15 protein-coding genes and 1 pseudogene are annotated in these 14,827 nt (G+C 35.4%); 11 read left to right on the top strand and 5 right to left on the bottom strand.

The genetic code is table 11. The features are described from left to right. The first annotated feature begins 26 nt into the window (after window positions 1-26). Window positions 27-245: a hypothetical protein gene (locus H4O20_RS08190; RefSeq protein ID WP_185098907.1), complete on the top strand. Its 219-nt coding sequence runs from the start codon at window positions 27-29 to the stop codon at window positions 243-245. Between the two features lie 848 nt (window positions 246-1,093). Continuing rightward, window positions 1,094-1,444 carry an OmpA family protein gene (locus H4O20_RS14985; RefSeq protein ID WP_282032759.1) on the top strand — a complete coding sequence of 117 codons (351 nt, stop codon included), beginning with the start codon at window positions 1,094-1,096 and terminating at the stop codon, window positions 1,442-1,444. A 143-nt stretch (window positions 1,445-1,587) separates the two neighbouring features. Here H4O20_RS14985 and H4O20_RS08200 read toward each other — a convergent pair whose 3' ends face one another. Then, entirely contained in the window at window positions 1,588-2,025 is a 438-nt protein-coding gene (locus tag H4O20_RS08200) for a nucleoside deaminase (RefSeq protein ID WP_139856340.1), read from the bottom strand. 330 nt (window positions 2,026-2,355) lie between these two features. Beyond that, window positions 2,356-2,829: a hypothetical protein gene (locus tag H4O20_RS08205; RefSeq protein WP_185098908.1), complete on the bottom strand. Its 474-nt coding sequence runs from the start codon at window positions 2,827-2,829 to the stop codon at window positions 2,356-2,358. A gap of 371 nt (window positions 2,830-3,200) precedes the next feature. Here H4O20_RS08205 and H4O20_RS08210 point away from each other — a divergent pair, with 371 nt between their 5' ends. Then, window positions 3,201-4,613 (top strand): glycosyltransferase family 2 protein, encoded by a 1,413-nt coding sequence (locus tag H4O20_RS08210; RefSeq protein WP_185098909.1) that lies wholly within the window; start codon window positions 3,201-3,203, stop codon window positions 4,611-4,613. Window positions 4,614-4,758: 145 nt separating this feature from the next. Here H4O20_RS08210 and H4O20_RS08215 read toward each other — a convergent pair whose 3' ends face one another. Further along, window positions 4,759-5,175: a response regulator gene (locus H4O20_RS08215; protein WP_185098910.1), complete on the bottom strand. Its 417-nt coding sequence runs from the start codon at window positions 5,173-5,175 to the stop codon at window positions 4,759-4,761. Between the two features lie 4 nt (window positions 5,176-5,179). After that, window positions 5,180-6,079 carry an ATP-binding protein gene (locus tag H4O20_RS08220; protein WP_185098911.1) on the bottom strand — a complete coding sequence of 300 codons (900 nt, stop codon included), beginning with the start codon at window positions 6,077-6,079 and terminating at the stop codon, window positions 5,180-5,182. Window positions 6,080-6,133: 54 nt separating this feature from the next. Here H4O20_RS08220 and H4O20_RS08225 point away from each other — a divergent pair, with 54 nt between their 5' ends. Then, window positions 6,134-6,595 carry a response regulator gene (locus H4O20_RS08225; protein ID WP_282032763.1) on the top strand — a complete coding sequence of 154 codons (462 nt, stop codon included), beginning with the start codon at window positions 6,134-6,136 and terminating at the stop codon, window positions 6,593-6,595. Between the two features lie 58 nt (window positions 6,596-6,653). Here H4O20_RS08225 and H4O20_RS08230 read toward each other — a convergent pair whose 3' ends face one another. Beyond that, window positions 6,654-8,249, bottom strand: a complete 1,596-nt coding sequence (locus H4O20_RS08230) for an FMN-binding glutamate synthase family protein (RefSeq protein ID WP_185098912.1) — start codon at window positions 8,247-8,249, stop codon at window positions 6,654-6,656. 748 nt (window positions 8,250-8,997) lie between these two features. On the opposite strand from H4O20_RS08230, the gene H4O20_RS08235 reads away from it, so the two are divergent. The 7 genes and pseudogenes from H4O20_RS08235 to H4O20_RS08265 all read left to right on the top strand — a co-directional run. Then, a complete protein-coding gene (locus tag H4O20_RS08235; protein WP_185098913.1) occupies window positions 8,998-9,291 on the top strand; it encodes a hypothetical protein in 294 nt (97 codons plus the stop codon). A gap of 30 nt (window positions 9,292-9,321) precedes the next feature. Next, complete coding sequence (locus H4O20_RS08240) at window positions 9,322-9,600, top strand: hypothetical protein (RefSeq protein ID WP_185098914.1); 279 nt, start codon at window positions 9,322-9,324, stop codon at window positions 9,598-9,600. A 123-nt stretch (window positions 9,601-9,723) separates the two neighbouring features. Continuing rightward, on the top strand, window positions 9,724-11,136 hold the full coding sequence (locus H4O20_RS08245; RefSeq protein ID WP_185098915.1) for a T9SS type A sorting domain-containing protein: 1,413 nt from the start codon (window positions 9,724-9,726) through the stop codon (window positions 11,134-11,136). Between the two features lie 224 nt (window positions 11,137-11,360). Beyond that, window positions 11,361-12,317: pseudogene (locus H4O20_RS08250) on the top strand (IS256 family transposase); the annotation flags it as partial. Further along, window positions 12,289-13,110 (top strand): transposase, encoded by an 822-nt coding sequence (locus tag H4O20_RS08255; RefSeq protein ID WP_185098916.1) that lies wholly within the window; start codon window positions 12,289-12,291, stop codon window positions 13,108-13,110. The pseudogene H4O20_RS08250 and the gene H4O20_RS08255, both read left to right, overlap by 29 nt. An 8-nt stretch (window positions 13,111-13,118) precedes the next feature. Then, window positions 13,119-13,577: a cold-shock protein gene (locus tag H4O20_RS08260; protein ID WP_185098923.1), complete on the top strand. Its 459-nt coding sequence runs from the start codon at window positions 13,119-13,121 to the stop codon at window positions 13,575-13,577. 135 nt (window positions 13,578-13,712) lie between these two features. Beyond that, window positions 13,713-14,827, top strand: a 1,115-nt coding sequence (locus tag H4O20_RS08265; protein WP_185098917.1) for an IS256 family transposase, incomplete at its 3' end; no start/stop codon positions are given.

Consider the following 14,827-nt stretch of genomic DNA (forward strand, 5'->3'; position numbering starts at 1 on the left):
CCATTAAGAAAATTAAAAATTGCTTTATGCTTAAAATTAAGAATATTAAGAAATTAGGTTTCCTTTTAGCAGCAACAGTTTTATTAGGCTGTGGTTCTGATGACAACTGCAATTGCAGAGGAAAGTTTCTTGGAAATGAAGGCGTTTTTTATGGCGATGTAGTTAATTGCAGCGACGGAGAGCCTGTACTTTCACAACAAGCTAGCGAGGGAAACAACGTAACATATTTAGGTTGTGACGATTAAAAGGGGGTTTAAATCTGCTGTAAAATTGGATTTCTTAGCTACTTCACAAAGCTATTATTGCTAAGTTTTTCTTCTTTAAATTTTTCAGGAAAATAGTTGAAATCGATTAAATAAATTTAGTAAGTTTGCCGTATGGGATTAGGTTTATTAGCAATATGGACTGTTGGACTTTTCTTAGCTCTATTCATTATTATGGAGCTACAAGAAAGACTATAACGGTTTAATATTTTCGTCTTTTTATTTTGTGACTGGCTACTAGGGATTCTTCTAGCTAAGCAGCATTTTACTATTTTATTTCTATGAATTAACAGCTATGTACATTCGTTATTTAGCCATAAAACTCTATAAATCCTTTCATAAAAATTCTTAGCTTCACATAAATTTATTAGTTATTTCCTTTTTATTAAAAGTTAGCTACAATGTAATTGTTAAATTAATATTTGTCGATTCAACCACGAAAAGAGGTTTTGTTAGTTCAAACCGAACACACACCGCAGGTACTTTTGTTTATGACAACATTTATTCCTTTATAGAAACCGCACCCATTATTGATGTTATTAAAACAACAATTGATGGAAATGTTACCGACAAACAAACTGAAGAGCCTATAGAAAGTGCTGCTATTACCTTTAAAGATTCTGATAGTAACCCGTACTACGCTAACAACCGATGCGAGTGGGTATTTTTCAACCGAGATAAACAAATTTAATAAATATACTATTCGTGCAAGTCATCAAAACTATGAGACCGATGAAAAGAGTTCAACGCCAGGTCTAGAGTCACAATCGGTAGGTTTCCCATTACAAAAAAACAAAGAACAAATCATATAAGGTACAGATTTAGCTAATGTGTTTAATATTCCTATGATTTGTTTTGATTTTGACAAGGCTAACGCTCGTCCTGATGCACAAGTAGAATTGGAAAAAATTGTCGCTACTCTTAATGAGTACCCACAATTAAAATTAAACATACGCTCACACACTGACAGCCGCGGAAATGATGCATATAACAAAGCCTTGTCTCAAAAACGTGCAACATCTACGATAGACTATATTGTATCAAAAGGAATAGAATCAAGCCGATTAAAATCTGAGGGACTTGGTGAAAGTGTATTAATAAATAATTGCAGTAACGGTGTAAAATGCTCGGAAGCCGAACACCAGAAAAACAGAAGATCGGAGTTTATTATTATAGAATAAGACCGATATACAATAGTGATTAAATTTTAAACCAAGTGATTAACAAAAATCACTTGGTTTTTTTTATAGAATTTTAAATAAAGGTTATTTAATTCTTTTAAACGCTTTAGTCTCTTGTATTCATAAAATATACTAATTCATTATCACGCTCCAACATCCTCATTCCAAAGCTCAGGATTTTCAGAAATAAAGTAATCTACTAGTTGTTTACACCTTCTATCGTTTAACACAATCACCGAAACTCCATTTTCTATCAACATATCCTCCGCACCTAGATAATTGGTGTTTTCACCAATAACAACCTTTGGAATACCATAATGTAAAATAGCTCCAGCACACATCGGACAAGGAGATAAAGTGGTATATAAAACACTTTCCTTATAAATTGAAACAGATTGCCGGCCAGCATTTTCAATGGCATCCATTTCTGCGTGTATAATGGGACTATCTTTTTGCACTCTTTTATTATGTCCACGTCCAATAATCTCCCCATTATACACCAAAACAGCTCCAACAGGGATTCCGCCCTCTGCTATACCTATTTCTGCTTCTTTTAAAGCTTCTGAAAAAAATGTATCCATAATTAATATTCAAACTTTATAAGTTAAAAAATTTCATACTCAAAAGTTCGGCTTTTTTAAAACCAGAGTATGTTGAAATGTTACAACAAGGGGATTTTAATATTTAAATCAGAAATTTCTGAAGTTAAATTTTGACGGGAAAGTCTATTATATAAATATTGTGGGGTAAATATTATTAATATTTCAACAACCCACTAAAATATACTTATACGCTTTTACCAAAGTAACAATTTCTAACGCATGAAAACAATACGTATTGCCACGTACTTATCAGGTACTAATACTCAAAAATTAGCTACAAGATCCAATTTAAATCTTAATTCCACCGAATTAATCTAATCGGTTTCCTGCATTTTCACGTGCCCAAACTCGGTAATTTTTAAATTGGGTTTCGCTTAATATTTTGCTTAAAATATTGTCTTGAAGTTCGGTGCGCTCAAAGCTATTCATTACCCTATTTCGATTGTTTTTATTCCAATTTTGCAAAGTTCTATTCCATTCACTATTAAACCTATTTACTTGCTCCTCCGTCATTCCAAGATCTACAAACATTTTTTGATTTCTAGCCTTAGCAGCTTCCTCAATCTGTTTACTTGATAATTCTTTGTTAGGAGTATCTGTAGATAGCTGTTGAGATTTATTAGATCTATCACCTTTAACTGCAACATCAGTATTTGCTCTACCCCTATTGGTAGCTTCAACCGGATTTGAGTTAGTGTTTCTATCGGAATCTGTTTTTGTTACGCCGCAAGCGGTAAACAAACCTAATAAAGTAATTAACGCCAAGCTTTTAATCGTATTCATAGTAATTATTTTAAATTTATTTTTCTCTTAAACATTAGAATTGTTCGTCTTTTCAATGGATGAAAAAACGAACAAACTAATACTAACTTACGAAACATTTTGATTTTAACTAGTTTCTTAAACTTGTAATTATAACAATTATTACTCCATAATTAAAACTCAACAACAACCTACAAAATCTAGCCTTACTTACTATCCAAACTGTATAATTGTATAACCAACTGTATAAAATTTATACACTTATTGTAGTTTTAAATCCTCAAAAGCTCAATAAAACCTAGCAAACCTCAATCGGCACAACAGTTGCTAAACACTTCCTCGAATTGATAAACAATTTTTAAAAGCGAATAAAAATCAATTAAGGATTTAAAATGAACAACAACACACAAGACACTTCAGGAAATCATTTAGATAAATCTACACAACAAGTAGCTACTAATTACACTAGCCAAAATAAGTCGGTATCACGTACAAACCCTTGGGGGATATTTGTGCTTGCTAGTACTTTCTTATTAATTTTTATTGCTACCTATTTATTTTTCTATCTAGATACCGATTTTACCAATTTTCGTGAAGAACGTATGAGTTCAACCCTTGGTTATGCATTTTTAGTTATGGCCACTGCTCTTTTAGTCTTTAAAGCTGGGTTCTTTATTTATACCCTTATTAGATATTTCAAATACAAACCTATAGCATCTGTAAGTGATGAGGAATTACCTACTTGTACAGTAATAGTTCCTGCTTACAATGAAGGGAAACAAGTGTGGGAAACACTAAAAAGTTTAGCCAACAGTGACTACCCAGCAGAAAAATTACAATTATTAGCTATTGACGACGGGAGTAAAGATGATACTTGGCATTGGATGCAACAAGCCAAAAAAGAATTAGGAGATAGAGTTACTATATTTCAACAACCAAAAAACAAAGGTAAACGTCACGCGCTTTATCGTGGATTCAACATTGGTACTGGAGATGTGTTTGTAACTGTGGATAGTGATTCTGTTGTAAATGAAGATACTTTAAGAAATTTGGTTAGCCCGTTTATTCTGGATGAAAAATGCGGTGCCGTAGCTGGAAACATACGAGTATTAAACAATAAAAAAGCGCTTTTACCAAAAATGCTCGATGTAAGTTTCGTACTTAGTTTTGAATTTGTACGTTCCGCAGAAAGCAGTCTTAACTCAGTATTATGTACTCCAGGAGCATTAGCTGCCTACCGCCGAAGTGCTGTTTTTGCTGTACTTCCCGAATGGATAAACCAAACATTTATGGGAAAACCATCAGATATAGGCGAAGATAGAGCTATGACTAATATGATATTGAAACAAGGTAATAAAGTGTTGTTTCAGCGTAATGCTTATGCTTATACCAACGTACCTGAAAGTTATAAGGGACTATATAAAATGTTCATTAGATGGGGACGTAGTAATGTGCGCGAAAACATTGAAATGTCTAAATATGTTTTCACTAATTTTAGAGAAGAATCAAAATCTGGAATACGATTACTATTTATAAGTCAATCGTTGAAGATTATAATGAGCTATCCATTTATTCTGTTTATGTTATTCTTTATAGTAACACACCCGATATTGTTCTTTAGCTCTACGCTATTCGGAATTCTCATATTTTCAAGTTTCCCGATGTTGTTCTATGCTAAACGATACAATATATCAGAGTCTTTTTGGGCGTATTCATATAGCATATTATACACTTTTGCATTATTTTGGATTACTCCTTACGCAATCGCTACAGCTAGCAAAAGAGGCTGGTTAACGCGAGGATAACAGTTATAAATTAAGATCCAATAGGATTTCTGGCCAGCACCCAATTGACCAACTATTTATGTGCTGGCCTTTTTTATGGCTGTATTTAAAGAAGATTAATAATAAAAAGGGCTATTTCAATACACCTCTACTCGAAAAGCCGGGGTTAGGTAAGGTATTTTTTTAAATAAGTATCTATTATAGTCTTAAGGTATTCTTCATTAAGGGGCTTGTTATAAAAACCATGTACACTTTTAAATTCCATAGCTCTAGATTTATCTCTTTCGTCTATTGAATTACTTAGCATTGTAAGCACAACTTCTCCTTGCTGAGACACCGTAAGTTTTTCATATTCTTCCAAAAACTCCCATCCATTCATTCCTGGCATATTGATATCCAAAAATATCAATGTAGGCTGAGGGTGTTTACCGTCTAGTTCACTTTTTAGATATTCTAAGGCTTCATGTCCGCTATAGCATATATGAATATTATCGCTTATCCCCATTTTCTTGATTTTTCGAGCGTGATAGAAATTATCACTTTCCGAATCGTCAATAAGCAATACATTCTTTAATTTTTTCATATAGTTATTTTTTTAAAGTAAAATGAACAGTGGTACCAACTCCAAAAGTAGAACTTACCCAAATGTTACCCAAATGAAGTTCGACTATTTTCTGACAAAATGCTAATCCTATCCCCTGACCTTCATAGTCTTTATTGCTATTAAGCCTGCTAAACATATCGAAAACCTTAGTAAAATCTTTCTCAGGAATACCAATTCCATTATCCTTTATATGAAAATTGAAATAGTTATCTGTTTCGTCGAAAGATATCTTAATGTTAGGTTTTACCTCTGGTTTGGTGAATTTTATAGCATTAGAAATAAGATTTTGAAATAATTGTTTTATCTCAATTCTGTACCCTGTTATTGTTGGTAAATGGTCGTGTTCTATTACAATTCCACGTTCTTCAATTACTACAGCGAAATCATCTTTAATTTTTTCTAATGTTTCATTTAAGTTCACTTCCTCCATCTGACCGCTTGTACCAATTCTGGAAAAAGAAAGGAGTCCGCTAATAAGGTTTCGCATTCGTTCTACTGCCTTATTTATGAAGTTAAAATACATTACAGCTTCCCCTTTTACTCGTTCCGGGAAATCTTCTTGAAATATTTCTAAGTAGTTTGAAACCGTACGTAATGGTTCTTGCAAGTCGTGAGAAGCTACGTAGGCAAAATGATCTAATTGTTGATTTTTTACGATAAGAGATTCATTTAATTTATCTGCCTCTTCTATAGCCTTTTCTTTTGCTTTAATTTCCTTTTGCTTTTCGGCATTAGAAATTTTTAAATCTTTTAAAGTGTGTTGTAAGTTTTTATTTGAACGTTCTAAATCGGACTGTGTTTGGAGAAGCTCTTCTATTAAAGGTCTAATCTTTTTTATTAAGTTAAACAGACTAAGGAAAACTATGATAGTAGCAACCCCCAAACCTGACTTTTTTACTTCAACGACAGCTTAAAAAAAATTTCAGTAAATCCTGAAATTCGATTTGTAGATAGCGAGATAAGTTTAATAAATGCTTTAAAAACATACATTCCAGATATGGTTATCACCGACTTTAAACTTATAGGAATGAATGCATTTGATGTAATTAGAATTTCTAAAAATTATAACGACAATATTCCAATAGTAGTTATCACAGGAAATTTAAAATACGAAGGAGATAAGGATAAATTATTAAAGAGTGGTGCCGAAGGTTTTTTTCTAAAAGAACCTATTAATACCCTTAATGAAAGGTTACTCCCGTTATTTGAGACTATTACAGCAAATAGTCAAGATAAAATGGACCGTATAGATAGGCAGAGACGAAAATACGATTCTAGCAAATCTCATAGCGACTTTTTAAGAGAATACACTTTTGGTGATGATAATGAAGATGAGGATACAGAGAACCAGAAAGAACCAACGATATTAGACAAGATAATGAACCTATTTAGGAAATAAAAAAGAGTCTGATTCTACTATAGAATCAGACTCTTTTTTGTCTTTAACTTATTATCGATTATGGGTGAATTCCCCAACGGTTTTTATCGGCGTAAGCGAAATCCATCTGATATTTTTTAGGAATATCACCATTTAGCATAGAACCTTCCTTAATAGACGGGAATAGCTCTTCGTAAGTAATCATTTCATTTAATGATACTCTTCTATAAATATGAGTACGTGTAAGATTTCTAGTTTCATCTACACCGGTAGCTCCTAATAATTCCACGAAATTCTTAATTGTTTTTTCGTGATAATTAGCAACACGAGTTTTCTTATCTTCTGGAACCAAACCTACTGTTAACTTAGGGTCTTGAGTAGTAATACCTACAGGACATTTATTGGTGTTACAAAGTAAAGCTTGAATACACCCAATAGCCATTTTCATACCTCTCGCTTGGTAACATCCGTCTGCTCCTAAAGCAATAGCACGAGCAATATGGAACGCAGAAGTAATTTTACCTGAAGCAATCACCTTAATATGTCTACGAATATTCATACCATTTAAGATGTTATGAACGAAATCTAAACCATCTAACAACGGTGCACCTACATAATTACTAAATTCTGGTGGTGCAGCTCCAGTTCCACCTTCTCCTCCATCTACAGCAATAAAATCAGGATATAAATCTAGTTCTACCATTGCTTGGCATATAGCTATAAATTCACTTTTATACCCTATACACAATTTAAATCCTACTGGCTTCCCTCCCGATAGTTCTCTTAGTTTTTGAATAAACTTCACCATTTCCATAGGAGAGTTAAATGCAGAGTGATACGGTGGAGATACTACTTTTACGTGAGGTTTAATATGTCTAATTTTAGCAATTTCCTCAGAGTTTTTCTCTGCAGGAAGGATTCCGCCATGCCCAGGTTTTGCTCCTTGAGAAATTTTAAGCTCAATCATCTTAACATTAGGATGTTTAGCTTTTTCTGCGAATAATTCAGGGTTAAACTTACCATCTTCGGTACGGCAACCAAAATAACCTGTTCCAATTTGCCAGATTAAATCTCCTCCGTGCTTTAAGTGATAATGACTTAAACCTCCTTCTCCAGTATTATGGGCGAAATTTCCAATTTTGGCACCAGCGTTTAAAGCTTCTACAGCATTGGAACTTAGCGCTCCAAAACTCATCGCAGAAATATTTAGAATACTAGCAGAATACGGTTGTGTACAATCCTTATTACCGATCATGATACGTGGATCGTTATTTAAGGTATCAAAAGCCTTTGGTGCTATTGAATGACAAATCCATTCGTAGCCTTCAGCATAAAGGTCTAATTGCGTTCCAAAAGGAATAGTATCTCTAACCCCTTTTGCTCTTTGATATACAGTTGAACGATCTACTCTATTAAAAGGACGACCATCAATGTCAGATTCAATAAAGTATTGATACAATTTTGGACGAAGTTCTTCAAGTACATAACGCAAACGACCGAAAACGGGATAATTTCGCATAATTGTATGCCGCGTTTGAAGTATGTCGTAATACCCTAAAGCAGTAAACAAGAAAACGATTACAAAAAACACATACCATGAAGGGTCTAGGTAGTAGCCTAATGCAAAAGTTATTATAAGCAAAACACTCGAAAATATAAAGAATTGAGTACGCATAATTGGGATTTATTGAAATTGGGTCTATGTTTTATAGAATATATTAGCTCTTATAAAATATAAAATTCTGATAATCAGTAAGCTGTAGATTTTAAATATTAAGGACGAAATTACAACTTATTTCTCAAGATACTAATATGAAAATAGAGTTTTTAAATGTATTAATATAAATGATAAATAAATGCCGCAAACTTTAAATCACTTAGATTCCTTTCAAAATAACTGTAATTATTAATTCAACAATTATAAGTTTTTACATAACTGAATAAAAGAGCAAAACTAATTATTCAATATCTATTCAACAACCAAATCACGCCCTTTTAACTTGCAAATATGCTAATTAATTGAATACAAATTAGGTTAGGCTAAATTCATATGTTTTCACCTTGATTTCCAAAAGAAATAACACTAAAACCCTATATTAATTAAAAAAGAAAATAATTATATAATCAATAATTAATCAAAGTAAAATCAAAATACTTCATGCTTTTTGTCATATATATTCAATATATTCACTCAATTTTAACAATAATACATTTTAAAAAACAATACATCCTATAATAAAACTTTACTTACTTCTCATTTTATTTTTAATTAGTTAGATAAAATTAAAGCACAAACAAAAAGAGTTCTTATAGAAGAAGGCACTGGTACTTGGTGTAATTGGTGTCCGTGCGGAATTGTTTTCGAACAACAAATGATTTAAGAACACGTCGTTATTTTTGTTGCAATACAAATGGGTAACGTAATGAAGAGCATGCCTGATTATGCTGCAGCCACTACCATCACTGGTTTACCGAATGGAAATGTTGATCGCGTTGCACTACGAGTTGGCACATTATATTGGAAAACTGAAGTAATCAACCAAATTAACAACACTCCCCCAACTGACATTTCAGTCAAAACTATTTTTAACCCTGGCACGTGTAATTTATCCATGACAGTTACTGCCGATTTCTTTACTGCATTATCAGGGGACTATACATTAGGAGCTGTGGTTGTTGAAGATGTTATAACAGGCACTAGTAGCGGTTACGATTAATATAATGCTTACTCTGGTGGCACTGTCGAAATGGGTGGTTGGGAAAACTTACCAGACCCTGTACCTGCTAGACAATTGGTTTACGACCACGTAGCCCGTTATTTAGCTACTGAATATGTAGGAGATGCTGGAAGTTTACCTAGTACGATTTCTGCAGGTTCACAACACTCTTATACCATTACTTGGACATTACCTGAAGAATATAATGGAGAATACACTCATGTAGTAGGTTATATTACAAATGCTACTACAGGTGAAATACTTAATGCGGGTAAAAGTGCATATCTTCCAGGCCATATTAATGCTTAATCATTTTTTGTATCTGAAGGTGAAACAAGTGCATTAGTTGGTGTAAATTATCATTATGAAATTTTAACCCACGATCCAGATAACTTAGACTTAACAATTACTGCTGTTGATATTCCCTATTGGATGACCCTAACAATAAAAGGTGAGACTACAGCTAGTTTAATAGGAACACCAACTAAAGAAGGAACTTATCCAGTTACACTAATGCTTTCGGATGGAAATTCCTCTGAACAACAATATTTTGAAGTTGAAGTAGTAGATTCTGGTGAAGTAGATTGGCATGTTGTAGGCCAAGAAGGGTTTACCGATGGTATTGCATATGATCTAAATTTAGAAATAAACAGTATTGGAGTTCCTTATGTAATGTCTGCAAATTCAAATAATGAAATATCAGTTTACACTTACGAAAATGATTCTTGGTCATTATTAGGCAATAAAATTACTGGCGAACAAGGACAAGCTGCAATGGCTCTAGCTCCCGATAGCACTCCATACATTATTACTATAAATGGTTTACTAAAAGTTTATAAGTACGATGGTTCAAATTGGAATCAAGTAGGTGGCACAGTTGGCAACGGATACCATATGGATATAACCGTTGCAAATGATGGTACTCCTTATGTGTCTTATATGGACGTTACAAATAATACTAGAGGGATATGCAAAAAATGGGACGGCAGTAACTGGGTTATCGTTGGAGATACTCACTTTACAGCAAGTCAAGTAGCTGTATGGACTAAACTAGCTACTAACAGCAACAACCAACCAGTAGTACTGTACGGTACAGGCTCAGATCCTTATGGACCTAAATATTCTAATGTAAGTAGGTTTAATGGAAGTAGCTGGGAAGTAATTGGTGGAACAGATATCGACAGTTCTAATGAAACTTACTTTAGTCATTCTTTGGCTATAGACGAAAACGATAATATTTACGTAGGCGCTACCGTAGATTTAGATTTAAAAAAATTAAACGTTTATAAGTGGAATGGAGCATCTTGGTCTAATATTGGTGATAATATTGGAGGTGGTGCAACTTATAGCAACAGTATTGCACTCGATTTACAAGGAAATCCAGTTATAGGTTTTAGAGATGAAGTGGAAAGTGGTAAAACTACCGTTATGCGATATGACGGCAGCATATGGAGCTCAATAGGTTTAACAGGTTTCACAAATATTGCTAGCTATCAATCATTAGCTTATTCCCCAAATGGACACCCTTATATTGCTTACCAAGATGAAGGAAACAACAGTTTAGCTACTGTAAAACGTTATGGAGATGCAACAATGAGTATTGGTGATTTTACAAATAACAACTTTAATATTGTTGTTTACCCTAATCCAAATTCTGGACATTGTACCGTACTATCAAACAATAACGGAAAGTTCCAATTATTTGACATTCAAGGCAGAGTAATTTCAGAAGGCATTATAGAAATTGTAGATGCTACAAGCAATAATTACACCTATACCTTTAATCACTCAAACTTATCGAAAGGATTGTATTTATTAAGTATAGCGAATGAACAAAAAAGATAAGTAGTGAAACTCATAATTGAATAATTAACCAAGTTTAATTCAGTAAATAAAAAGCTTCCAAATTCTTGGAAGCTTTTTTAATATCTTGGTTACTTAAGATGTTTCTTAAACTAAAGGATAGTGAAATCTATTAAACTAGGGACTATCTCATAAAGTGTGTAAGTTAAAAAAATAGCGGGGGCCGGCCCCCGCTATTTTTTTATTAACTTTAAATTTTACACATTATGAAGAAAGATGATTTAATTTCAGATGATTTTCTGAAGCAGTTCAAGACCCACGAAGAGCTCACGGGCTTTTTAAAGCAGGTCCAGAAGCGTGGGATTGAAAAGATGCTCGAAGGTGAGCTCGATGGCCACCTTGATTACGACAAGCATCAAAAGTCCACCGGTGAGAATGTTCGCAACGGACACGCCAAGAAAAAAATAAAAACATCCTTTGGTGAATCCGAGATCTCCGTTCCCCGGGATAGGGAGGCCTCGTTTAATCCAATGATCGTCCCCAAACGAGGCAATATGGTCGATGGCATCGAAAACGTCATCGTCTCGCTCTACGCCAAGGGAATGAGCAACAGCGATATCGAGGAGCAGATACGTGAAGTCTATGACTTTAATGTATCCACCTCGACCATATCCAGGATCACCGAAAAAGTATCCGGCGATATAATTGCGTGGCAGAACCGTCCCCTGGAACCAGTTTATCTGATTGTCTGGATGGACGGCATTGTGTTCAAGGTTCGCGAGAACTCCAAGGTCATCAACAAGACTGTCTATATCGCTGTTGGCCTGCGCCGCGATGGTAAAAAGGAAGTACTGGGCCTATGGCTCGGTAAAAATGAGTCGGCCGCTTTCTGGATGAGTGTCCTCACCGATATCAGAGCGCGCGGAACCGAGGATATACTTATCACGGCAACCGACAATCTTAACGGTTTTACCGACACCATCAAAAACGTGTTCCCGGAGTCCAAGACTCAGATCTGCGTGGTCCACCAGATCCGCAATGCGTGTAGGTACGTTGTATGGAAGGACAAGAAAGCCTTTACAGCAGACATGAAGCATATCTATAACGCTCCAAACCAAGAAGCAGCAAAGGTGGCCCTGGAGGATTTTGCCCAAAAATGGAACGATAAGTATTCCTATGCCGTTAAGAGCTGGCATGACAACTGGGAGGAGCTCACGGTGTTCNAAAGGAGAGCTCTACACAATAATTACTAACAAAAAAGCCAAAGGAAAGAAAGGGAGCATCGTTGCCATCTTCGCTGGAACCAAAGTTGAACCCATCATAGAACAACTCTTAAAAATATCAGCTAAGAAAAGAGCAAAAGTCAAAGAGATTACACTTGATATGGCAAACTCAATGAAGACCATATGTAAAAAATGCTTCCCAAGAGCAATGCAGGTTACCGACCGTTTTCACGTACAAAAACTTGCGTTAGAGGCACTTCAGGACATCAGGATAAAACACCGATGGGATGCTATAGACCTAGAGAATCAACAAATAAAACAGGCAAGAGCAAAAAACAAAACATGGGAACCAAAACAATATAGTAATGGAGATACAAGAAAGCAACTATTGGCCAGAAGTAGGTACTTACTATATAAAGCCCCATCTAACTGGACTGATAACCAATGCCACAGAAGTAAGATATTATTCAGTCAATACCCTGATATAAAAATTGCCTTTGACTTGGTCCAAGGGCTTAGAAATATATTCAACACGGCAACATCCATAGAAACAGCTTATACAAAACTGGCCCATTGGTACAAAGATGTAGAAAACACAGGCTTTAGAGCGTTCAATGCTATAGCAAACACGATAACACTAAATTATAGATCAATCTTAAACTATTTTATAAACAGAAGTACAAATGCATCAGCAGAATCATTCAATGCAAAGATAAAAGCATTTAGGGCACAATTTAGAGGAGTGAAAAACGTAGAATTCTTTCTGTATAGATTAACAACAATTTTTGCATAAACACAACAATTGTTCTTGATCCGGCAAAATCGCAACAGACGTACAGTAAAAAAGAAAAAGAAAAAGCAAAACAGAAAAAGAAGGAGGAGAAACAAAAGAAAAAATTAGCTCGTAAAGCTGAAAAAACTCCAGGAATAGACTTTGTTTATGTAGACCATAACGGTAACTTAACTGATACGCCACCAGATCCTAGTATGAAGCCAGAAATTGAAGCAGAAGATATAATCCTTGGAATTCCACCAAAAGAAGAAGGGGATAGAGAAGCTTTTGACCCTGTAAGAAAGGGAAAGGTTTCTTTCTATGACTCATCGAAAGGATTCGGATTTATTATCGATAACGAAAACAACGAAAAGTACTTTACTCACGTAAGTGGAATTATTGACGAAATAACCGAAAATGATAACGTATCATTCGAGCTTGAAAAAGGTCAAAGAGGAATGAACGCTGTAAAGGTTACTAAAATCTAAAGCATTAAACTTCTTATAAACAAAAAATCCCGCTTTTAGCGGGATTTTTAGGACTATCTCATAAAGTGTGTAAGTTAAAAAAATAGCGGGGGCCGGCCCCCGCTATTTTTTTATTAACTTTAAATTTTACACATTATGAAGAAAGATGATTTAATTTCAGATGATTTTCTGAAGCAGTTCAAGACCCACGAAGAGCTCACGGGCTTTTTAAAGCAGATCCAGAAGCGTGGGATTGAAAAGATGCTCGAAGGTGAGCTCGATGGCCACCTCGATTACGACAAGCACCAAAAATCCAATGGCAACAATGTTCGCAACGGACACTCCAAGAAGAAAATAAAAACATCCTTCGGCGAATCCGAAATTGCCGTTCCCAGGGACCGGGAGGCCTCGTTCAATCCTATGATAGTCCCAAAGCGGGGTAGTATGGTCGATGGCATCGAGAACGTTATTGTGTCGCTCTACGCTAAAGGAATGAGCAACAGCGATATCGAGGAGCAGATACGTCAAGTCTATGACTTTAATGTATCCACCTCGACCATATCCAGGATCACCGAAAAAGTATCCGGCGATATAATTGCGTGGCAGAACCGTCCCCTGGAACCAGTCTATCTGATTGTCTGGATGGACGGCATTGTGTTCAAGGTTCGCGAGAACTCCAAGGTCATCAACAAGACTGTCTATATCGCTGTTGGCCTGCGCCGCGATGGTAAAAAGGAAGTACTGGGTCTATGGCTCGGTAAAAATGAGTCGGCCGCTTTCTGGATGAGTGTCCTCACCGATATCAGAGCGCGCGGAACCGAGGATATACTTATCACGGCAACCGACAATCTTAACGGTTTTACCGACACCATCAAAAACGTGTTCCCGGAGTCCAAGACTCAGATCTGCGTGGTCCACCAGATCCGCAATGCGTGTAGGTACGTTGTATGGAAGGACAAGAAAGCCTTTACAGCAGACATGAAGCATATCTATAACGCTCCAAACCAAGAAGCAGCAAAGGTGGCCCTGGAGGATTTTGCCCAAAAATGGAACGATAAGTATTCCTATGCCGTTAAGAGCTGGCATGACAACTGGGAGGAGCTCACGGTGTTCTATGAGTTTCCTCTGGAGATCAGGAAGATTATCTATACAACAAACCTTATCGAGAACCTGAACGGGAAGATAAGAAAGTATACCAAGAACAAACTTTCTTTCCCAACAGACGATGCCGTAATGAAATCAGTATATTTGTCAGTGCGTGAAGCAACCAA

It is taken from the genome of Aequorivita sp. 609 (assembly GCF_014212065.1).
GTDB classification, from domain to species: domain Bacteria; phylum Bacteroidota; class Bacteroidia; order Flavobacteriales; family Flavobacteriaceae; genus Aequorivita; species Aequorivita sinensis.

What these genes read in the sequence shown, in the direction of transcription:
- H4O20_RS08200 (WP_139856340.1), bottom strand. Translation starts at nt 2,025, where the DNA reads ATGGATACATTTTTTTCAGAAGCTTTAAAAGAAGCAGAAATAGGTATA.
- H4O20_RS08245 (WP_185098915.1), top strand. Translation starts at nt 9,724, where the DNA reads ATGACCCTAACAATAAAAGGTGAGACTACAGCTAGTTTAATAGGAACA.
- H4O20_RS08205 (WP_185098908.1), bottom strand. Translation starts at nt 2,829, where the DNA reads ATGAATACGATTAAAAGCTTGGCGTTAATTACTTTATTAGGTTTGTTT.
- H4O20_RS08210 (WP_185098909.1), top strand. Translation starts at nt 3,201, where the DNA reads ATGAACAACAACACACAAGACACTTCAGGAAATCATTTAGATAAATCT.
- H4O20_RS08215 (WP_185098910.1), bottom strand. Translation starts at nt 5,175, where the DNA reads ATGAAAAAATTAAAGAATGTATTGCTTATTGACGATTCGGAAAGTGAT.
- H4O20_RS08230 (WP_185098912.1), bottom strand. Translation starts at nt 8,249, where the DNA reads ATGCGTACTCAATTCTTTATATTTTCGAGTGTTTTGCTTATAATAACT.
- H4O20_RS08240 (WP_185098914.1), top strand. Translation starts at nt 9,322, where the DNA reads ATGGGTGGTTGGGAAAACTTACCAGACCCTGTACCTGCTAGACAATTG.
- H4O20_RS08235 (WP_185098913.1), top strand. Translation starts at nt 8,998, where the DNA reads ATGAAGAGCATGCCTGATTATGCTGCAGCCACTACCATCACTGGTTTA.
- H4O20_RS08190 (WP_185098907.1), top strand. Translation starts at nt 27, where the DNA reads ATGCTTAAAATTAAGAATATTAAGAAATTAGGTTTCCTTTTAGCAGCA.